The organism is Leptospira broomii serovar Hurstbridge str. 5399, from assembly GCF_000243715.2.
Taxonomy (GTDB): domain Bacteria; phylum Spirochaetota; class Leptospiria; order Leptospirales; family Leptospiraceae; genus Leptospira_B; species Leptospira_B broomii.
In genome coordinates, this window is sequence record NZ_AHMO02000008.1 from 1,124,129 (window position 1) to 1,144,147 (window position 20,019).

Genomic DNA, 20,019 nt, shown 5'->3' on the forward strand with positions numbered 1-20,019 from the left:
AGGATTACGATTGTACGGCAGGAGCAGTTTGCATTAAATCCGAAAGATCGCAGTATGGAATCTGCCTCGGAGGTGATAGTCCCGGAAGGTCAAACGATGACTATTTAGACCCGGACCCAATGGATCAATCATTAGGTACCACCTGTAACGAAAACCTGAATTGTGTGCGCGGCAAGGTCTGTTTTAAGACTGGGGACAGCGAGCTTGGAGCCTGCATACCGCAAGGATGGTTAAAGCGGAAAGACATTAAAAGTCTGTCCGAAAAAGGGAAATAAATCCGATCGTCAGAGCAGAGGACGAAGACAGAACATCGATGAGCGTGGTTTCCATGTTCTACAGGAAGATTCCTCCGTTATCAGTGGATTTTTCCCCCGGTCCTAATGTGGCATTTCTAACTTCGAGCAGCTTCTGTCTTCAGTCCTCTGCCCTCTGAACAAAGCGTTGCATTCCTCTTCGACTCGCTCCCCCCCACCCCCACCCACCATAAAGGCAAAATCCGTTAAAAAATGAACTAAATCGCGTAAAAACCCTGTTGATTTCGAAATTAGCGCAAGAATCCCGGTCGCAAATTCTAAGATTGGACGATTGGTTTTTATTGATCGGTTATTATATAACCTGAAAGCCTGCCAGCTCAGAGTGCCGGCAAAGGCCTTTCATAGGAGAGAAATTAAAGATGGTAGCTCAAACCTTAGATAGACCGAGCCAAACCCATATAGTAAACGCCGAAAAGGTTCTCGATGCCATTATCATCGGTTCCGGATTTGCGGGGCTATGTATGGGAATTCGACTTAAACAAGCAGGGATCGATTCTTTTATCATTTTAGAAAAAGGAAACGGTATCGGCGGAACTTGGCGAGATAATAACTACCCTGGCGCCGCATGCGACGTTCAATCCCATTTATATTCCTTTTCGTTTGCGCCAAAGTCGGATTGGTCCCGCTTGTTCGGACCTCAACAGGAAATTCTAAATTATATGAACGATTGCACGGACAAATTCGGTATCCGGCAACATATTCGCATCAACCAGGAAGTTAATAATGCATTCTTTGACGAGAAAACTGGAACGTGGAAAGTAACAACGGAAAGCGGTGAAACTTACCAAGCTCGCGCATTAGTCGGCGGAACCGGAGGTTTAAGTCGACCGGTTTTACCGAAAATACCCGGAATCGATTCGTTTAAAGGAGCCAAATTCCACTCGGCTCGATGGGATCATAATTATGATCTTACCGGCAAAACCGTTGCAGTTATCGGAACCGGAGCTAGCGCGATTCAAATAGTGCCGACCATCGCGCCGAAAGTCGGTAAACTTGAACTCTTTCAAAGAACTCCTCCCTGGATTATTCCAAAGCCGGATTCTTCCATCGGAAATTCCGTAAAAGGAGTTTTTAGATATCTCCCTCCTTTACGTTGGTTATTCCGTAAAGCAATCTATTGGATAAACGAATTGGGAGTAATCGCATTCGCAATCAATCCTAAATTGATGAAGGTATTTGAAGGTTTTGCAAAACGATTCATAGCAAAAAGCATTCCGAATCCGACCTTGCGGGAAAAGGTAACTCCGAACTATACGATCGGTTGTAAGCGCATTTTACTTTCCAACGACTACTATCCGGTGTTGAATCGTGAAAACGTAAATTTAGTCACCGAAGGAATCCAAGAGATTAAAAAAGATTCGATTCTGACAAAAGGCGGAAAGGAGCACAAAGTCGACGCTATCATATTCGCGACCGGATTTCAAGCCGCCGAAGCGGTTGCCCCGTTTGAAATCCGTGGGAAAAACGGCCGATTATTAAGCGACGTTTGGGAAGACGGAGCAGAAGCGTATCTTGGCACTTCGATTTCCGGTTTCCCTAATTTCTTTATGATCGTCGGGCCGAATACCGGTTTAGGACATAGCTCCATGATTCTTATGATCGAATCTCAAGCACAGTATGCTCTGCAATGCATTCGAGCGCTAAGAAAGAAAAACATTAAGTATATCGATGTTCGTAAGGAAGTGCAGGACCGTTACAACAAAGAAATCCAAGATCGTCTTAGTAGATCGGTTTGGTTAACCGGAGGTTGCGTAAGCTGGTACAATACGAGTACCGGACGAAACACGACTCTTTGGCCGGGTTTCACATTCGAATTCAAAGCTAAGACCTTCTTTCTCAAGCCTAGCGATTATGAGTTCGTTCGGACGGATGGAGAAGAGACAAAGATCGGACTCGGTTCTCGGGTTTCGATGGCCTTAAATGCGGCAATAGGTTAAGCTCGATCTCTAATCGCATCTAATGTCCAGTAAACTAGAATTTCCCGATTGCCCTCTCTCCCGGCAATCGGGGATTCTACCAGCCCGTGAAGATTTGTTCCAATCTCCAATTTTAAGAATCGCAAAAATGATCGCAGTGCTCGCGCTCTAACGACCGGATCTTTTACGACTCCTTTTTCCAAATCCGATTTCTCGACTTCGAATTGCGGTTTGAAAAGGCTTACACCGGTCCAGGAAATTCTCGGATTTTCATCATGAAGGCGCTTTACAGTAGGAAGAACATATCGAAGAGAAATAAAACTTAAATCCATCACCAAAAAAATCTCTTTCGGAAATGGATTCGGAGAATGTTTTTCCCAGAGTTGGATCAATAAGCTCCAGGTAGTATCACGGATATGAAACCGGTCTTGAACGGAAACCCTGGAATCCATTGCGATTCTCGATGCCATTTGCCCGTACCCGACATCAAAGGCAAAAATCGCGACCGCACCTTCTTCCAATAAAACCTGAGTAAATCCTCCGGTGGACGCACCCCAATCGATGCATAGTTTTCCATCAACGGAAATATTAAATTTCGTTAATGCTTCCTTTAGTTTGAAAGCCCCTCGACTGACATATTTGGGAATGATTTCTCGAATTCTAATTTCCGAAGTATCGGAAATTAGAAGGCCGACTTTATCGACGACCCTATCGTTCACAAGGACGGAGCCCGAAAGTATGAGACTTCGGGCAAGGGTGATATCCTTCGCCAAGCCTCGATCCAGCAATAGCTGATCTAGCCTAGTTTTTCCTCGAGCCAATAGTTCCGGGCAGTAACTGAAAGAAATCCGGAAATTGTAAAGCTTTACCGTCTGTAGAAAACGAATTATCTAAACTCTTCCCTAATCCTTCCAATTCGGTTACAAGAGAAGTAACCATTTTCTTACATTCGTCCAAGCCGTATAACGCGGGGTAAGTAATTTTTCCCGATCGATCGTCTTTACCCGGCGTTTTACCTAAGTCTTCCTTAGTACCTTCCACATCTAAAATATCATCCGTAATTTGAAACAGAAGCCCTAGTTTAATTCCATAATCCGAAAGCAATGCTGCTCTGGATTGGTGATCTTGTCGCAAACGGTTTCCTAAAAGTAACGAAGCCCGAATTAAAGCTCCCGTTTTGAGTCGATGAGTAATCGCAAGTAATTCTTCTTTATTTCCTTTTAAGGAGGAAGGATTTCTCTCCAAAGCCAAATCGAACACCTGACCGGAAACCATTCCGGGGGCACCACCGCCTTGGTGTAGAATTCGGATCAAGTCTCGATACAAATGCTGATCAGCGACCTCGCCTTTTGCATGAGTCAACCACTCGAAAGCATAAGCTTGCAAGGCGTCTCCCGCCAATATTGCCGTGGCCTCCGAATACCGTTTGTGCAGAGTCTGTATTCCGCGTCGAAAATCATCGTTATCCATACTCGGAAGATCATCGTGAATAAGGCTATATGTATGCAGGAATTCTAATGAACTCGCGACGGATAAGGAATCTTTCGTTAAAGCTCCGGAGGCCGCCATTGCTAAGATGGGTCGAAGTCGTTTCCCACCGGCCTTGATACTATATTCCATCGCTTCGGCCAATTCCGGAGCGGCCTCCTTCTGAAATCGAGGATAGACTTCGCTTTCAAGATAGTTCTCGAACTCCTTCTTTGCGAAAGCTAAGATAGAAATTAAAGCGGGTTCTTTCGCTCCGGCCTCCAAGCGCGACTTACCTTTTATCGCCGGACGTAACGACGATTTTTCCGGTACTTTGTCCTGTCTGAAAATACTTGACCGCTTCCGGAAGTTCCACAAACGAATACACTCCGCCGATATGCGGAGGCTCCAAATTCAATTTAATCATATCCTTTATATGCTGAGAAAGTTCGTTTACCCGATCGTACAACCAAATTAAATTAAAACCCATTATCGCCTTATTATCGGAGACCATCTCCATCGGATCCACTTTGGGACGAGTCAGATATTTCCAAGCGAGAGAAGGCCAATTGACACGATCTCCTTGGCTCATGAAGGACGCCGATCCGTAAACTATCATTCGTCCCATAGGCGCCAATGCTTGATAACTATCCTGAAAGATTCTTCCGCCGATACACTCCAAAACTAAATTCAATTCCCGTCCGCCTAAAGCGGTTTTTAATTCTTGAGGGAAACTAGAGGAGCGAATAATCCAGGCATCATATCTTTCCTTTTCTAAAAGCGAAATCTTCGATGGATTACCGACCGTCCCAACGGTCCAGGCCCCGAATTTTTTCGCAATCCTGTTTGCATAAATTCCGACGCCTCCGGCTGCGCTATGTATTAAGACTGTCTGACCTTTGCAAAGATTCCCTAAAGGAACAAGCGCATAGTATGCCGTTAAAGCTTGAACTAAAAAGCCCGCTCCCTGTTCATAAGACCAACGCGGTGGCAGCTTATAGATGTATCTTTGATCTATATTTAAATGGTCGGCGTAAGCGCCAAAACGAGAAACTCCCATTACTTTGTCGTTTTTTCGGAATAATTTTACTTTCTTGCCGACAGCTATCACCTTTCCTGAATATTCCAAGCCGGGAATAAACGAACCTTTCGGAGCGGCGCTGTAAAGTCCTTGGATGGCAAAAATGTCCGCAAAGTTCAGACCTATGGCTTGAACCTCCACGGTGACTTCGTTGTCTCCGGGGTCGGAAAGTTCTTCCTCCCGCCTTTCCAGATAATCCAAAGATCCTTTCGTATCGACTCTATAAACAGTGCGGATCATGAGGGCATTTTGCCGGGTATTTTGATATTCTTAAAGGAAAAAAACTGCGAAGCAGGATTTCTTTCCGAACTTGCGGAACAATCGGTTATCATTCAGGATCGGACCCGAACCTTTTTTATTTACGGCCGAATCAACTCGTAAAAAGAAAACCGACGCAAATCTATAAACACGACCCATCACCGCTCTTTTTCGATTGTACGTTGATGGGATATCGAATCTTAAAACTATTTGGATGGAAAAATTTCTTTTAGAAAATTCCGTAATTCCACCCAAGAGCGATGATCGGCCTTTTCGTTATATGCGGCGCCTTTTGAATTATCGTTTCCGGCCTCCTTAATCGTGAAGGAATGAACAGCTCCCCCGTACGAAACAAATTGCCAGTCTATCTTTGCTTTTCTCATTTCCTCTTGAAAAGCAGCCACTTCTTCGGCTTTTACGAAAGGATCGTCAGCCCCGTGCATCGCCAAGACCTTACCTTTGATTACGTTCGATTCTTCAGGTTTCGGAGTCGATAAGCCGCCATGAAAACTGATCGTACCTTTTAGAGGCGCCCCTGTACGGGCAAGTTCCAAAGCTGCGGTTCCACCGAAACAGTAACCAAGAATCGCTAAATTATCGGCATCAACATTAGACTGGCTCTTTAAAGCATCTAAGGCAGCTTGGGCTCTTGCACGAAGCAATTTTCGGTCGCCCTCCCTAAAGGAGCCGGCCAATTTAGCCGCCTCTTCGATCGACTTCGGCCGCACTCCCTTGCCGTAAATGTCCGCGGCAAAAGCCACGTAACCGAGAGCCGCAAGCTGTTTTGCTCTTGCTTTCGTATTTTCACCTAAACCGAACCAATCGTGGACGAGAATGATTCCCGGAGCCTTTTTATCTTTTCCTTCGGGATAAGCTAAGAAACCTTCCAAAGTCGTATCACCTTGCTTATATTCAACGGTCTCGGTCTTTACTTTTGCGGATACCGAGCTTGCGATAAGCATCAGTATGCTGAATATTATTAAGATATTTTTCATGAATCGTTTTTCCTTGGGGGAGCCCATTTCGGATAGTTGATAGACGGACCATAGTAGGAGGAAGGTCGGTGAAAAATCGAATCTTTTTGAAAATATTTAAGAGAGTTAAGTAATTATACCAAAGGATTAGAGGAAGTGACTCGACTTAAAAATAAACGACTCGCATATCGATTCCGCCGTGAGTGACATGAATAGTTTCCGACCGAGTTCCAATTCCTCGCAAAAACAAAGACCAAGAATCTTCATCAGGACAAAGAACAAAACCTGAAATTTCTGCAGGAAGCTGCCACCAGTCTTTTAAGACTTCCGCTAAATGTCTGAATAGATTTTCGGAACCCGGATTTTTCATTCTCAAACCGTAAGGCGGATTAATAGGCATCCAAAGTTTGGAAGGTTTACCGAGGGAAGACCATACTTCCTCCGGAGAAAAGGAAAAGAAGTCTCCTGCGTCTCCGGAAATGCTAAGCTTAGAATCGGACTTTCTGGTCCGAATGAAATTCTGAAAGTCGGAGCTCCTTTCCTCCAAATAGGAAAAAATTTCGGACTCTTTCTCATTCCACCAAACTCGAAGCGAAGTCCCTTCTCCCTTCTCGCCGATTCTTTTTCGCAGAAATTCCCATGTTGATTTCGGAAATTCTTCCAGGTCTTGAAATAAAAAAGTTCTGTCATAATGGGGAAATCCCACGCCTAGCAGAAGAAAACTGCCTTCCCAAACAAAAGTTCCGGATCCGGCAAAGGGCACGAGGACTGCATCAGGATCCGGAAGAATTTTCTCCAGGCGACTTAGGAGAAAAAGGGCAAGGTCTTCGCGCAAGGGAGCCGATTTGGAAAGAGGGCGAAAATTTCCGCGTTTAAAAAGAGGTTCACCTGCAAAACTTAAGGAAAGAATCAAGTCGTCCCCGATGCATAATGCATTTAATTCGGTATTGTTAAGCGACTCGGTTTCCTCTCCTTGCAGGTATGTTTCCGACCAAAGAGATTGAAGGTCTTCTCTTGTGATTTCCGTTCGCCCTCGTATTTGCGGATGGAAACGAACTTCCCAGCTCTGAGGCAAAAGCTTAGCTTCGCGTAAGGATTCGATCAATCCGGAAAAGCTAAAATCTTCCGACAAAAAAAACTTACCTAAGTTAAGGCGAATATCTCGAACCCACGGAACTCTTACTAAAACTTCCAGGGCTTGACGAAAATTCGCTTTTTCTAAAATAAATTTTTCCGGGAAAACCGAGAAACTCGGAGTATGAGTTCTCGGCAAAAAGGGAGCGCCTATAATCGATTCCAATACCTCTTCGGTCTCTTTTGCACAACCTGGAGGCAAAAGAAATTCCCAACGTTGCGGTCTTCCGGGTTTCCATTTGGGAAATTTCCAATCCATACGGATTACTTTTTCCGACTCTCTTTCTGAGCAAAGGGAAAAAGGGAAATTCCAACCGTGAAGCAGAGGTTATAGCAGGATATTAATCCTTGTTTCAAACAAATTTAGAGTGAAGATCGCTTCTTTTTTATTCCGGGCGGCCCCTTCTCTTCGTTCAGGGTCACGCTGCTACGGGCTACGCTCTCGCTTCGGTCTCAGCGGATTGACTTTATTAATGTCGCTTAGATATTTAAACCGCTGAGACTGCTTCGCACCCTTCGTATCGTTGCCGCAATATGGGAATCTATTTTGCCAGAAGAAATTTCTTATAGTTCTTTGCATTCCGTCTTGCTCTGATTTGCTCCAAAATTAAATTTCCTAAAAGGAACGACGGAACTTTCGGATTCTTTCCCTTTGCCATTCTTCGAAATTGAATTCTTATCGCGGACATTTTTGACAATGAATTGAACGTAGGATTTGAAAGGTCCGGAATATTTACCCGTATGCTTTCGATCTTACCGGAAATTAATTTAGATGCGCAATCCGGGTCTAAGGCGAATGGCGCTCCTATACCTATCATATCTACAGCTCCGGATCGAATCGCTTCTTCCATAATAGAACGCGAACGGAATCCTCCGGTAGCCATAAGCGGCATCTTCGCAGACTTCTTCGCCTTCTTGGCGAATTCTAAAAAATAAGCTTCCCGAGGACTAACACCTTTTTGGGACGTTCCTTGCATCGCCGGAGATTCATAGTTTCCGCCCGAAATTTCGAGTAAATCGATTCCGGTTTCGTTTAACATCTTTATTACATTGATCGCATCCGCTTCTTCGAACCCTCCCTTTTGAAAGTCGGCGGAATTCAATTTAACTCCGACGCAAAACTCTCGCTTGGTGACCGAGCGAATTCCTTTGACTATTTCGAGTAGAATTTTCGCCCTATTTTCCAGACTTCCACCCCATTCGTCCGCCCGAAGATTCGTCAACGGCGATAAAAATTGACTTAGTAAGTAACCGTGAGCCGAATGAACTTCCACTCCGTGAAAGCCCGCAGCCTCTGCAAGTTTTGCTGCGGAAACAAATCTCTCGATGATACGATTAATTTCGTCCGACGTTAAAGCTCTTGGAGTTCCGAAAATTTTTGCGAGAAATCTTCCCGGAATTTGAACCTTCACTGCAGACGGCGCGACAGGCGTTTCCGCAATATAACCGAAGACCTGTCTTCCAGGGTGATTAATTTGCATCCAAAGTTTAGATCCTTTAGATTGAGCAACCTCTGCTAGTCGTTTAAACGGATCAATATTTCCTTCTCGAATAATTACGTTACCTGGACCCGTCAACGCACTGCGATCAATCATCATGTTTCCGGTAATCAATAACCCGGCTCCTCCGCGAGCCCACCGTTCGTAGAGGTGAAACATATTCTCCCCCGGAAGAAAGTTTTCATCGGCAAGGCCCTCCTCCATGGCGGCTTTTGCGAGTCGATTCGGAAGAACCGAGCCGTTAGGAAGTGTTAGCGATTGCCCCAGAGCAGAAAGAGAATCCATAGAAAACTCCGAACTTAAAAAAGATTTCCTACCCATCGGTATTTATCAGGAAAAATCCGTCAAATTAAAATTCCTACCAGTTGGTATTTATTTTTATCAATCCGATATTTCGCATTTGACTAGGTGGACCTAAATTTTAGAAAGAACGGAGAAAACTATGTCCAAAAATGTCGGTTGGAAGAAACTCCCGGAAGGAATTCGAAGAGAATCCATACTAGAAGGGGCAATGCGTTGCTTTTTCAGTAAAGGATTCGAAAAAACATCCGTTCAGGACATTGCAGACGCTGCAGGATTGACCAAAGGAGGAATCTACTTTCACTTTGAAAGCAAGGAGGACATCCGGGACACCTTGATTCGAGAATTCTTGAATCTGGATCGTTTTGGGTTCCGAGAACCGGAAGTTGCCGCTCTCCCGGCTCACCTTCGTCTAGGCGAATACCTGGAGCGACTTGCAAATCGACTCGCCATCGATGGAAACTGCTCGCCACGCTTATTTGCCGAGGCTACCGCTAACGGCGGAACGATGGAAGACGAAATCATCGCTTTTTATGATTCTCTTGAAGCAATCTTTACCGCTACTATCGAAGAAGGTCAGAAAAAAGGAACACTTGTCGCAACCGTTTCGGCCTCGGTTCTAGCTCGCACTATATTAGCCGTCTTTGACGGATTACAGATTCAATCCGATATCTCCCCGACTCGCCGAGAATTACAAAGTCGGGGACGAGATGTTTTGCGTTCATTCTTTAAGAATTTACTTTTTGTACATAAACCGGACTGCGATTAAGACCGAGGCGCAAACGTTATTGCTTCAGCGCGGCGACTCCAGCTCTGGCGACTTGACCATCCTGAGTTGATTGCGCTCCGGAAACGCCGATTGCACCGATAATTTTTCCATCCATGAGAATTAATTCTCCGCCTTCCAAAGGTGCAATTCCCTGAATTGCAAGGATTCGTAATCCGATTCCACCGTTTGCAATCGCTTCCTCCAGACTTTTTGACGGCCTTTTAAAATTATTAGCAGTCGACGCTTTTAATTTCGCAACCTCGATCGAGCCCAACTGGGTTCCATCCAACTTTTGAAACAAAACCAAATTTCCACCCGCATCCACAATTGCGATAGCCATAAGCCAATTATTTTTCTTTGCTTCCGCTTCCGCAGCCGCCATTACTTTTTTTGCCTGTTCTAAGGTAATCGAATTCCCGTAAACAACCGGCTGTGATTGCGCGAATGTCATTTTAGATCCTCCTAATATAACTGCGATAAACAGCGGAACTATTCTTATCTTCTCGAAAAGTTTACTAACTCTTGCAAACATAGATATTCTCCTCGAACGAATCTTTCGTATTTCAACCGAATACAAAAAGCCGATTCGATAATTTTAATATTGGTCGTTTCGTTCCGTTTCCTCTTGCAGGAAAGGACCGAAATTGAAACTGGCAGGAGAAATTCTCGCTTAGATCGAGAATTTCCGAAATTGAGAAATCGACGAAAGCCTCCGTCAATCGTTTTAAAAATAAGAGCTAAGAACGAAAAGTCAACTAAAAATGCTTCAATGAATGAGTATTGTTAAATGAAGAAGACTACGATTAGCCGAAATCAAGGACGGAGCGAGCCTTCAGACCGGAGACATGGGTAGCACTCATAATATGACGAAGGGGAAAAGCCTATGCAAGAAGGCGTGTAAACGGGGAAAGTAGGCATGGTTAATTTTAGGAAATTGGATTAGGTTAGCCCCGCCCTTCCTGGGCGGGGGCCGGTCGGTGGTTTCGCGAGTCCGTCCTTAGCATAGTTTCTAAAATACTGAAAGTCTTTTTTTAAAAAAAGTATGTAGGAGCTCCTACATACTTTTCGAACTATTTTCTAAAACTCGGGTGAAACAAACTCTCCTAGATTTTCCCGAGAATGAATCGAAAATCTATATTTTCTTTTTCCGATTTGCTCTGGATTGTACCAACGAACTTCATAAATCGCCATCCCGTCGCCGGCATTTCCGATTTTTTTCACTTCAATATCAACGCCACGATCGTTAACAACTTCACCGTCGGATAAGAGCGATTTCCAATCACTTCCTTCGTCTTTATATTCAATAGACACAAGAGTTTCATGAAGTGAAATTTTCGAAGAACCAACGTCCCTGTAACGGAAAACCCAATGTTTTTCTAAATTTTCCTCGGCGAGAACCAGCTGCGGAATCTTGACGACCGCTCGGTTTCCGGAAAATGATTCCGCTGAAGGATAATGATCCTTTGCGTCAAGTTCGTATTCCCAAGCAGAAGGGAAAGATTCCTTACCGCCTGTCAAAGGTAAATTCTTAGTCAGATCCACCAAATGAGCCTGCAAGAATGGCTGCGTCCCCGGACCATAAAGCGTATGACCTCCTTCATAGTGCTGACGTGTATATTCTTCGGGAGTGGTGACGTATCCGAAATAGCCGTTTGCACAGCTTATGACCGATGCATTCTTAATCGAAGATCCGTTCGCTTGAACTGTAGCTTCAACAAATCGCCTACCGGATTCTTTTGTGACTTCAAATGGTAAAGGTAAAAGTAATGTGTCTCCTATTCTTACCGACTGAAATAGAAGTTTATGAGGAAATTTTGATTTAGGTAAAACGATCGGTTGTAAATATTTAAATCCTACTATGCGTTTATGTCCTTGGCATCCGCCGGTGAAAAACCAGCGAGGCCATCCTTCAGCAAAAAAAGGAGTCCAAAAAAGAATCGGAGTCTGACCGTCTTCTGCTCCGCCCGTTAATGCAGTTCCGACGTACGGTCGATCGCAAATCTCGGTCTCTCCGAATTTAGGCTCTTCGTATACGTCGACTTCTTTCGAGTTAAACGAAATGCTTATATCGGAACGCAAAGATGCACCCAACGAATCAAAAAGATCTAATGCACGTTTTCCGATCGCTTCTCCGATTCGTTTCGATTCAATGAAACCCTGCATCGATTCCCGATAGTCAGGTGAATTATCTCCGTGAGTTGAATTATTTAGAGCGTGAATCGGATCCCAACTAGGTTTATGCTCTATTCGAATCTTCTTTTCCAACATTCTTTCCGGATACGCGAAAACATCCGCATTTACAACTTCTGTAGAATCCGGTATCGTAGTTCCATGCACTGAAAATGTACTAAACGCTCCGAGAGGTTTAAACTTACCATCCTTATCTTGAGCATCGATTCGAATCATGACCAATTCGGGATTAATCGTCTGATATTGAATCTCCGGCTTCAATTCGGTAAAACCTGAATTCTTATTCGCGCGGTATGCATCTAAAGATCGATTACGAGTCAGCCCCCAAACTAGGGTTTTACCAGAACCGATTTTTGCAGGTCGCGCATTTTTGTATGCATCCTGAACAGCCGTCGTTAAACGATCTAAAACGAATTCCGTCCAAGCCTTGTCGAATCCGGGTTTGTTGGAAGCGAATTCATTGTAAAAGTTATTATCATAGAAATTAGCCGGTGCAGAATGAGTATGCGTTCCCGCAAATACGATTCCGCCAGAGGAAATATCCGTAGTAGCAGCAAGTCTTTCTGCAAGTAAATGATGAATAAGTAACGATCCCGATAAAAGATCACTCTGAATTAAAACGACAGGATCGTTTGCATCCTTTTTAATATAAAAAACCCTGGCATAGATTCGCGTACGGAATCCTTTTTCGGTCTCCGCCAACATCGAGTAACCAGCTAACGGCATTCCTGGAGGAGGAGTCAGGTCGATCTTGGAAGCGCCAGCGACTAAGCCCCTTGTCCGAGACGACGCTTCGGGTTTTTTATAGGTAATTTTATAATGCGCTGTACTTCCACAGGCAAGTACTAGCAAAGCGATTTGGATTATGACCGCGACTACAAGAAACCGCGGTCTTCTTTTTTGATTTTGGACGGTGTTCATTCCCCCTCCGGGAGCTGGTTTTTCAACTAGATTTAAAGGAAGTCCTTACTATCACAAGAACCGGGATTCGGCAAGGACTTTCGATTTTAAGAAGAATACCGATCCGGCTTACAAATCAATTATATCCGCCTGCGAAACGAAGGGATTTTCGGGTTGAGGGGAGGAAAATCGGTTTTCATTAAAATTATTAATGCAAAAGAAATTACTGGAACCCGATTTTTTTTTGCAAAAAAGAATTAAAGCTTCCGTATCCGCTTTTCTTATTCTACGTAAAGAATGCATCAATGAATGCGGGTTTTATTCTGTAACGTCCCGTATTTTTCGTATATTAAATCATTCAAAGAGAGACTCCTATAGCCGGCTAAGATTATGACCAAACAAAGAAGAACTCCCTATGAAGGTAAAAGAATCTCTTATGGAAACTTATCTCGCCGGAGCATGTTGACTTGATGAAATTCTAGGAGTTAAAAATTTCAAAGCTTACGGCTGACGGTCTTGAGAGTTTTCCATGAAATTTAAGTTGTGCGAAACTTTCAGGACACTATCGAATTTCAAGAAGCAAGTCGGCATCGTTTTGATGCCTCAAATTTTTTTCTACAGTACGGTTAAATCATACCTATTCAAATTCTCAGTACATTCTTATTGATCGACGACAGCTTACGTTTACTATCGAAAGATCGGCAATGGACTTTTTTTCTCTCAAACATGCGAGTTTATTTAAACTTTTTCCAGCCGAAATACCCGATCGCCCCCATTTTTGAGGATCAAAACTTTTATCTCCTTGTATTTAATTCTTAACTTAAATCCTAATTCTCGATTAGGAATGCTATCACTAAAAATAAATCAAGAACGGTTTTTATGACTTAAATGGGTGTCGATTAGAATTTTTTGAAACGATGCATCATCGATTTATCATATAACACGAATAATATATTGAACGGCAGTAGAAGCCGGGGCTGTTTCATTTCCAGTTCTTGGAGTGCCATTTATTCCATCTGTTGTTGGGCTTCCAATTCGCGTATTAGCGGTGCCGTCCCCTGAAGTATTGTAAAATGGTCCTAGGGAGTTCCAAGGAAGGTTCCGGCCGTTTTCAGTATAATGATTATGCCCCTGAAATAAGTCTTGGTTCTCTTGACCAATCGCCCCGCCGTCATAATTCCCGCCGGCTGCCTTAGCTCTCGACGCATGTTGTCCTGATCCTCGGGCAAAGACTCCTCGACGATCCGGTAAAGTAAATGTGGTCGAACCATCGCCGAAACCGTACTGGATATGAGAGATCAGGTCCCCCGTCTGATTGGAAGTCAAAGTTAAGACTGCTCCGCCCGGAGTTAACGAGATTTGAAAGTCATTGGCCGTAGGATTAACGACGTAATACGGTGTATTTGTCGTAATTCCCCCGCCCGTAAAAGAGAATTTTACTAATTGCCCGGCGATCAGTCCATGTGCCGTAGATTGGACTTTACTTGTCGCAGGCGTTAAACCCGAAATCGTTCGATGAATTAAAGTCCACAAAGCGGAGAACGTCGTCCTTGATACAACTTGTCCATTCGCTACTAAAAAATTTGCCGGGATGGTCGGAAAATCAAACTCGATCACTCCGCCTAACGGCACTGCAACTTGAGAAATGGTATTGGTCAAAGAATCGATTTGAGATTGTAAATTCGCGATCTGTGTTTGTAACGAATTATCATTCGCGTATAGAGATGTATATTCTGCATCGAAAAGCAAACCGTCATTCGGAGTCGACCGATCCCAGGCTCTCGTTTTATTCGGATTGGGGATAGACATGATGAAAGCATCTCCTCAAGTATAATAGTATAGCGACGATATGATTTTTGCTTAGGACATTTTTAGTATAAGTTAATTTATAAAAATCTATAACGTTCACTTTAAATTCTAAGGGGTATCAAAAAACGAATACCCTTTTAACCGGATTAAAATTCATCAATCGTCTATATTCACTACTGAACCCTAACGATATATTGAACGCCCGTCGAAGCCGGTGTCGTTTCATTGCCGGTTCGCGGGGTCCCGTTTATTCCATCTGTTGTTGGACTTCCAACTTGTATCACAGCTGATTGAAACGAAATCGGTCCTGACGGATATACTGAACCCGGTGCAATGCCAAGAGCGTCCGGTGGGGCATGAAAATGCCCCTGCATAGCATCTTGTCCTTCGAAGCCAATAGCCCCCCCGTTATAATTCCCGCCGGCCGCTTTCGCTCTTGTGGCATGCAACCCGGCGCCTCGGGCAAAAACACCTCTGCGATCCGGAAGGGTAAATGTGGAGGAACCGTCGCCGAAACCGTATTGCACATGAACAAGAAGATCGATTGAAACAGAGATAGCTCCCCCAGGCGCTGGCATAATCAAGCCTGGTAGAGAAACGGCAGGTGATATCGATACTCCAGGAGCTTGAGTAGGTGGAGTCGTTGAAAAACTTACCGGCATGCCTCCTAACGTTAATGATATCTGGAAATCGTTTGTTGTAGGATTAATAACGTAATAAAAAGTGTTCAACGTAATTCCATAACCGGTAAATGAGAATTTTATTAATTGCCCCGCACTCAATCCATGAGCCGCTGATTGAATCGTGTTTGTCGTAGGAACAATTCCCGTAACGGACCGATGTAATTTTGCCCAAAGCGCCGGATACGCGGCTCTCGAAACGGTTTGACCATTTGCAATCTGAAAGCCCTGGGGAATATCGGAGAAATCATACTCGATAATCGCGCCTAACGGAATATTCGATTGTTGTCCAATGGATGCCATTAACGCATTAATCTGTGCCTGTAAATTCGCAATATCGCTGTCTCTTTGCGCCTGAACAGCATTGTCATTTGCATATAAGCGATTAAATTCCACATCGAGAAGAAGACCGTCATTTGACGTATTTCTATCCCAGGTTCTAGACTTATTCGGATTTGGTAGCGACATTAAATTGGCGCCTCCTTAAGTTTAAAATCATAGACAAGCGTTCCGTTCTTTAGTTTGGGACTAAAGACATCTTTAAATAATAATCTACCATTGGAGAGGAAGGCTAATTCGTTTAAATTATCTCCGTTCAATTCCGAGGGAGAAAGAGAGATCGTATATTCCCTAGTTCCATCGGGTAGAGATTTGATCTGAACAGGTTTTCTCAAAAGTTCATGAGATAAACCCGTGTCAGAAGTGGTAGGTTCGGCCATTCCGCCGTCTCCAATTGATCCTTGGTCTATCGTATAATTCGCCTGCGGACTTCGCAGAGTCAATCCGTCATACAAACCGGATCCGTCTAGAGTTCCGTTCCGTTTAGCATATACCATTCCCATGTTCTCTGGGAATAAAAATCGTATCCTCGTTTTAGCATATACGCCGGCGGGACGAATTGAATCTAATGCTTCAGCAAGGAGGGTAGGTATTTTAATATGATCCACATCACCTTCCACTTCCAATTCAAAGGATGCAGGACTTTTCACATCCGGGGCTACAGGACTCACTCCATTTAACAGGGATCCTGCATCTAGATAAAATGACTCAGACCCCGCATAGAATTCTCTTGGAATAAATACCGTTCCGTTCTCTAATCCGGCGATCGTCTTGCCGATTTCGATGATTTCGGGCAGTGTTCCTTTCGCGAGTCTCTTACTAATCGCGATTAAAATAAATAGCCTGTACGTATCGTCATTTTGTCCCGGGACTCTTGTTTCATTCAATAACCTGCCGAGAGCGTCCAAATTGACCCCGGACGCATAATAAATGTATTCTAAATCCTTTAAAGCCTGTAATTGTACTTCTATTTCGTCCAGCTCGGCGGAAATCAAGCCCCAGAGTCTTCCTAAAAAAGATCCTGTCTCCCGGTTTAAGATCGACTGGGGAAATTTCTGTAAGGCATCGAAAGCCGTCATGCCACATTCACCGTAATGTTAGCCGTAAACGTTTGAGCGAATTCGGTTGCTCCCACCACAAGCTTGGCGGAAGACGACGGAACCGCCGGAGCAAACGCAGTCCATACCGTCACGTCGTCTATCCCAGGAATTTTATCCAAATTCGCGATGATCTCCCAAGCAACCACGCTTTGGCCGACATTCAATCCGTGATATTCGACGACCTGTGTTCCGATCGTATCCGCACCGCCGATAGCTTGCACGACTCTCGTTTTAACGACGGGAATATTGGAGTCGGTCCAATTTGCATTTTTCGTAATGTTTACGATGACGTTGACGACTTTGGCGGTAGGAACCGACCAGTTCATTACGTGTGTCTGTCCGTTTGCGTCGGCTACCGTAAAGGAATGAGTACCGAATGTTTCGATTCCAGCGGGTTTAGAATTGAATATCGCCGTTCCCAAATCCGAATCCGCTGCGGTACCCGAAACCACGATTTCGATGGAATGAGGCGGTCGACCGTCCACTACAACGCTTGTCGCGTTCTCATAAACGAAAACGGTAGTAACGTTTGGAACGCGGAGTACCGTTTCACGAATCGCCGGTAAGGAGGAACCGCCAGACGATTCCCGGTCCTTATATCGTTGCCTCAATTCGGCATCGGTTTCTACCGGTCCTCCTCCCAAAGAAGGTTGCGAATTCGAGATGGAATTGATTCCGGCGGCAGGTGTAACTATATCCGTAATCGCCCCAGCCGGAACGTTTGTTTGGGACCCGGTATCGATACTTCTAAACGTAAATTCGACGCCCGCTGCGCTGGTCAAAACTGCAGGAGTGACCACCTCGAACTGAATGCCTTGGGGAGTCTGAATCAGAAATCCAGAAGGAACTGTCGCACCGATATTGCCGAGGATGGTAACCTGAACGACAGATTTTCTGGCAGGCAAACGAGAAATACCGCCTTGGGCTACAATCCTATCCAGTTGGACTCCGTCGGCCAAATTTATATATTTCGAATAGTAAGTATCTTCCAAACCCTGCCAGACGGTATCGATTTCCTTCGCAACATTCTGCAGAATCATTCCTAGCTCTCCGTAGGGCGATAGATCGATGTCGGGACCGAAATTTTCCGGCAGACGGGCCCGATCCTCCAAGGATTGCAGAATATCGGAATATAATTTTCTATTAAAACCCTGTACGGTAACTCCGAACGTCATAAATTACCTCCGGAAACCGTACTACTGAGCACACCTAGATTCGATTGGACTTGGAAGGTAATCGTAACTTGACGAGCCGCTCGATCGAAGTTTGCATCCAACTTCGTAATCGAAGTGACGGAAGGCTCCTTAAGCAGGGCGGTCTTTATGGCATTGATGAATCCGGGTTGTAAAAAAGGACCCTGATCGACTAAACCGATCCAATCCACTCCCTCGGCCGGAGCAAGAAACCATTCCCCTAGAAAGAGTTTCAAACGGTTGCCCAAAATTTGCTCTAGTGCATCGATCCCTTCCAGTTGAACCAGCCTGCCGTTTTTATAAACTAAATCATTATTTTCTACTTTTAGTGTTCTCATAATGGTGTTCCAGTTACGGCGGTCGGAGGTGTCGCTGCCACAAAAGGGTGCTGATGAGCATTAAATCCGGATTTGATTTGTCCGATCGAAAGACCGTTTTCGATCACATGCCCGCCTTCCACATTGCCCGAGGCCTTGAAATCTCCGGTCACTTCGACCCCGGAAGAACCGATGGATACTTCAGTCGAGCCTACCTTCAAAGTTAATTTTCCGTTTTCAAATTTGATTAAATTTTGGGGTTCTGTCCAAGATCGCTCCGCGATTCTCGCTAATACGCAGGCGTTTTCCAAACCGAAGGTTTTCGATTCCAAGGTTACGGTCTCTTTCTGCGCGTTTAAACTTTTCCTAATATCAAAAGTGGAAAAACCGACCCAAACCAGATCGCCTTGTTGGTAAAAAGGTTTGATATAACAACCCGCTCCGATCTGGACGAATTGAACGGGCACGTCCGGAATCACGGGATAATCCGATACTTCGTCTAAAATATTCTGTTCCTTTACTAGCGGCAGAATGTCAGCTCTCATAGTGGATGCATTAAAGGATTCGATTTTGCAAACCATCCCCACCTGAATTCCACGTTCCCGCATATCCACGTACGTTTCTAAAAGTTCGGAAAAACTCATACAGGTACGACCTCGAATTCACAATAAGCGTCACCGAACGTTGAAAAAGTCCGATTCACTTTCGTGATGCTTGCTCTAACATTCACTTCTTTGGAATTAATTTGGACCACATCGCTCAGGTTTAAATTATATAAAAATAATGTTTTTATTTTATAGCCGTCCGACGTCTTCTGCGGTCGCTCCAATAGTCCCGAACCCGAATCCAAACTAACTATAGTTTTAACTTTCGGATTCGATGGAACTATCGTTAAAAGTCCGTTTTTAAAGAAGAATTCCGAATTGGTTTCCCTCGTCAATTTCTGGATCGAATCCTTGAAACGGCCGAAAACGATGGACTCGTAAAATTTCCCGATGCCTAAATTAATTTCTCCGGGGGTAATGCTCAAAGTTTTGCAAATATCCCTAACGATAAATTCAGCACTCACATTCTTATAACTTTTATTTAAAATTGCAGTGCTCCATTTTGTGGCCTTATCCGAGATTTTCACTTCTAAAATTCTGTCTAAGCCTTCCTGAACTACAGTATAAGCGAAAGCCTCTCCCAAAACCACGGTCCCGGAATCCTCTTTGTAGCCGGCCGAAACCGTTACGTTCGGATATACCTTTCCTTGACCTTTCTTTTTAGCCTCGAAGACCCCGATCGTATCCGGCGCAGGATTGTATAATTTAAGAGTCGTTGATTGAGGATTTTTGAATTTGAATTCCTGTACAAATTCAATGGAAAATGGAGGATAGGAAAACTCTCTTCCCCCGATATTTACCGTCGCCACTCTATTGTACAACGCCGTCATGACGAAATAATATTCCCTAACAAGAGCAAAATCGTCGAGCCTAGAGACGCTCGATTTACAACCTGCCCCTGTAAAATGCTAGCCTGCTCGATTTCTTGAGGGTTCAAGGGCAGTATCTTCCGGTTTATGTTTAAGCCGTCTACTACCGAGTCGATCATCGGAGTAGCATATAAAATTTTCGTTATAAATAGAATATTCCCGTCAGGATCCAAAATCGTGCAGGTATAAAAATCGGTCCGATCGTTATAAAGAAACCGAAAGGAATAGGTTTCGCCGATCAGGAAATCCTTTTCGACCGGAACCTCGTCGACAGTAAGCGGGAGATATTGTAAATCCAACGATTC

Annotated in this window: 18 protein-coding genes; 2 read left to right on the top strand and 16 right to left on the bottom strand. The window is 44.3% G+C overall.

What is annotated here, in order from left to right; all coding sequences use genetic code 11:
- Positions 1-673: 673 nt before the first annotated feature.
- Positions 674-2,251: a flavin-containing monooxygenase gene (locus LEP1GSC050_RS10820; protein ID WP_010571230.1), complete on the top strand. Its 1,578-nt coding sequence runs from the start codon at positions 674-676 to the stop codon at positions 2,249-2,251.
- Here the strand turns inward: LEP1GSC050_RS10820 and LEP1GSC050_RS10825 are convergent.
- The 6 genes from LEP1GSC050_RS10825 to LEP1GSC050_RS10850 all read right to left on the bottom strand — a co-directional run bounded on the left by LEP1GSC050_RS10825 (position 2,248) and on the right by LEP1GSC050_RS10850 (position 8,928).
- Positions 2,248-3,051 carry a TlyA family RNA methyltransferase gene (locus LEP1GSC050_RS10825; RefSeq protein ID WP_040911292.1) on the bottom strand — a complete coding sequence of 268 codons (804 nt, stop codon included), beginning with the start codon at positions 3,049-3,051 and terminating at the stop codon, positions 2,248-2,250. The two genes, LEP1GSC050_RS10820 and LEP1GSC050_RS10825, sit on opposite strands and share 4 nt — an antisense overlap.
- A complete protein-coding gene (locus tag LEP1GSC050_RS10830) occupies positions 3,032-3,982 on the bottom strand; it encodes a polyprenyl synthetase family protein (protein ID WP_010571232.1) in 951 nt (316 codons plus the stop codon). The genes LEP1GSC050_RS10825 and LEP1GSC050_RS10830 overlap by 20 nt, the downstream gene beginning before the upstream one ends.
- A gap of 7 nt (positions 3,983-3,989) precedes the next feature.
- Positions 3,990-5,018, bottom strand: a complete 1,029-nt coding sequence (locus LEP1GSC050_RS10835) for a synaptic vesicle VAT-1 family membrane protein (RefSeq protein ID WP_010571233.1) — start codon at positions 5,016-5,018, stop codon at positions 3,990-3,992.
- Positions 5,019-5,242: 224 nt separating this feature from the next.
- Positions 5,243-6,031: a dienelactone hydrolase family protein gene (locus LEP1GSC050_RS10840; protein ID WP_010571234.1), complete on the bottom strand. Its 789-nt coding sequence runs from the start codon at positions 6,029-6,031 to the stop codon at positions 5,243-5,245.
- Between the two features lie 145 nt (positions 6,032-6,176).
- Positions 6,177-7,403 (bottom strand): hypothetical protein, encoded by a 1,227-nt coding sequence (locus tag LEP1GSC050_RS10845; protein ID WP_010571235.1) that lies wholly within the window; start codon positions 7,401-7,403, stop codon positions 6,177-6,179.
- Positions 7,404-7,686: 283 nt separating this feature from the next.
- Positions 7,687-8,928: an NADH:flavin oxidoreductase/NADH oxidase family protein gene (locus LEP1GSC050_RS10850; RefSeq protein WP_020987211.1), complete on the bottom strand. Its 1,242-nt coding sequence runs from the start codon at positions 8,926-8,928 to the stop codon at positions 7,687-7,689.
- 157 nt (positions 8,929-9,085) lie between these two features.
- On the opposite strand from LEP1GSC050_RS10850, the gene LEP1GSC050_RS10855 reads away from it, so the two are divergent.
- On the top strand, positions 9,086-9,712 hold the full coding sequence (locus tag LEP1GSC050_RS10855) for a TetR/AcrR family transcriptional regulator (RefSeq protein WP_010415757.1): 627 nt from the start codon (positions 9,086-9,088) through the stop codon (positions 9,710-9,712).
- Between the two features lie 16 nt (positions 9,713-9,728).
- On the opposite strand, the gene LEP1GSC050_RS10860 is transcribed toward LEP1GSC050_RS10855, so the two are convergent.
- The 10 genes from LEP1GSC050_RS10860 to LEP1GSC050_RS10910 form a co-directional block, all read right to left on the bottom strand.
- Positions 9,729-10,163: a GlcG/HbpS family heme-binding protein gene (locus tag LEP1GSC050_RS10860; protein ID WP_198012846.1), complete on the bottom strand. Its 435-nt coding sequence runs from the start codon at positions 10,161-10,163 to the stop codon at positions 9,729-9,731.
- Positions 10,164-10,789: 626 nt separating this feature from the next.
- Positions 10,790-12,823 carry a neutral/alkaline non-lysosomal ceramidase N-terminal domain-containing protein gene (locus tag LEP1GSC050_RS10870; RefSeq protein ID WP_010571239.1) on the bottom strand — a complete coding sequence of 678 codons (2,034 nt, stop codon included), beginning with the start codon at positions 12,821-12,823 and terminating at the stop codon, positions 10,790-10,792.
- 912 nt (positions 12,824-13,735) lie between these two features.
- Positions 13,736-14,611 carry a tail fiber protein gene (locus tag LEP1GSC050_RS10875; protein WP_010571240.1) on the bottom strand — a complete coding sequence of 292 codons (876 nt, stop codon included), beginning with the start codon at positions 14,609-14,611 and terminating at the stop codon, positions 13,736-13,738.
- Positions 14,612-14,784: 173 nt separating this feature from the next.
- Entirely contained in the window at positions 14,785-15,759 is a 975-nt protein-coding gene (locus LEP1GSC050_RS10880; RefSeq protein ID WP_010571241.1) for a tail fiber protein, read from the bottom strand.
- Positions 15,759-16,709, bottom strand: coding sequence for a hypothetical protein (locus LEP1GSC050_RS10885; protein ID WP_010571242.1), 951 nt, complete (start codon positions 16,707-16,709; stop codon positions 15,759-15,761). Before LEP1GSC050_RS10885 ends, LEP1GSC050_RS10880 begins: the two co-directional genes overlap by 1 nt.
- On the bottom strand, positions 16,706-17,905 hold the full coding sequence (locus LEP1GSC050_RS10890; RefSeq protein WP_010571243.1) for a baseplate J/gp47 family protein: 1,200 nt from the start codon (positions 17,903-17,905) through the stop codon (positions 16,706-16,708). The genes LEP1GSC050_RS10885 and LEP1GSC050_RS10890 overlap by 4 nt, the downstream gene beginning before the upstream one ends.
- Entirely contained in the window at positions 17,902-18,261 is a 360-nt protein-coding gene (locus LEP1GSC050_RS10895; protein WP_010571244.1) for a hypothetical protein, read from the bottom strand. Before LEP1GSC050_RS10895 ends, LEP1GSC050_RS10890 begins: the two co-directional genes overlap by 4 nt.
- The gene (locus tag LEP1GSC050_RS10900) at positions 18,258-18,884 is read right to left on the bottom strand and encodes a Gp138 family membrane-puncturing spike protein (RefSeq protein ID WP_010571245.1); all 627 of its coding nucleotides are present in this window, start codon (positions 18,882-18,884) and stop codon (positions 18,258-18,260) included. The genes LEP1GSC050_RS10895 and LEP1GSC050_RS10900 overlap by 4 nt, the downstream gene beginning before the upstream one ends.
- Positions 18,881-19,675, bottom strand: coding sequence for a phage protein (locus LEP1GSC050_RS10905; RefSeq protein WP_010571246.1), 795 nt, complete (start codon positions 19,673-19,675; stop codon positions 18,881-18,883). The genes LEP1GSC050_RS10900 and LEP1GSC050_RS10905 overlap by 4 nt, the downstream gene beginning before the upstream one ends.
- Positions 19,672-20,013, bottom strand: coding sequence for a phage baseplate plug family protein (locus LEP1GSC050_RS10910; protein ID WP_010571247.1), 342 nt, complete (start codon positions 20,011-20,013; stop codon positions 19,672-19,674). The genes LEP1GSC050_RS10905 and LEP1GSC050_RS10910 overlap by 4 nt, the downstream gene beginning before the upstream one ends.
- Positions 20,014-20,019 lie beyond the last annotated feature (6 nt).

Bases quoted from the DNA above. Each gene is read 5' to 3' on its own strand.
- LEP1GSC050_RS10820 (WP_010571230.1), top strand. From the start codon at position 674: ATGGTAGCTCAAACCTTAGATAGACCGAGCCAAACCCATATAGTAAAC.
- LEP1GSC050_RS10835 (WP_010571233.1), bottom strand. From the start codon at position 5,018: ATGATCCGCACTGTTTATAGAGTCGATACGAAAGGATCTTTGGATTAT.
- LEP1GSC050_RS10840 (WP_010571234.1), bottom strand. From the start codon at position 6,031: ATGAAAAATATCTTAATAATATTCAGCATACTGATGCTTATCGCAAGC.
- LEP1GSC050_RS10845 (WP_010571235.1), bottom strand. From the start codon at position 7,403: ATGGATTGGAAATTTCCCAAATGGAAACCCGGAAGACCGCAACGTTGG.
- LEP1GSC050_RS10850 (WP_020987211.1), bottom strand. From the start codon at position 8,928: ATGGATTCTCTTTCTGCTCTGGGGCAATCGCTAACACTTCCTAACGGC.
- LEP1GSC050_RS10855 (WP_010415757.1), top strand. From the start codon at position 9,086: ATGTCCAAAAATGTCGGTTGGAAGAAACTCCCGGAAGGAATTCGAAGA.
- LEP1GSC050_RS10860 (WP_198012846.1), bottom strand. From the start codon at position 10,163: ATGACATTCGCGCAATCACAGCCGGTTGTTTACGGGAATTCGATTACC.
- LEP1GSC050_RS10870 (WP_010571239.1), bottom strand. From the start codon at position 12,823: ATGAACACCGTCCAAAATCAAAAAAGAAGACCGCGGTTTCTTGTAGTC.
- LEP1GSC050_RS10875 (WP_010571240.1), bottom strand. From the start codon at position 14,611: ATGTCTATCCCCAATCCGAATAAAACGAGAGCCTGGGATCGGTCGACT.
- LEP1GSC050_RS10880 (WP_010571241.1), bottom strand. From the start codon at position 15,759: ATGTCGCTACCAAATCCGAATAAGTCTAGAACCTGGGATAGAAATACG.
- LEP1GSC050_RS10885 (WP_010571242.1), bottom strand. From the start codon at position 16,709: ATGACGGCTTTCGATGCCTTACAGAAATTTCCCCAGTCGATCTTAAAC.
- LEP1GSC050_RS10890 (WP_010571243.1), bottom strand. From the start codon at position 17,905: ATGACGTTCGGAGTTACCGTACAGGGTTTTAATAGAAAATTATATTCC.
- LEP1GSC050_RS10895 (WP_010571244.1), bottom strand. From the start codon at position 18,261: ATGAGAACACTAAAAGTAGAAAATAATGATTTAGTTTATAAAAACGGC.
- LEP1GSC050_RS10900 (WP_010571245.1), bottom strand. From the start codon at position 18,884: ATGAGTTTTTCCGAACTTTTAGAAACGTACGTGGATATGCGGGAACGT.
- LEP1GSC050_RS10905 (WP_010571246.1), bottom strand. From the start codon at position 19,675: ATGACGGCGTTGTACAATAGAGTGGCGACGGTAAATATCGGGGGAAGA.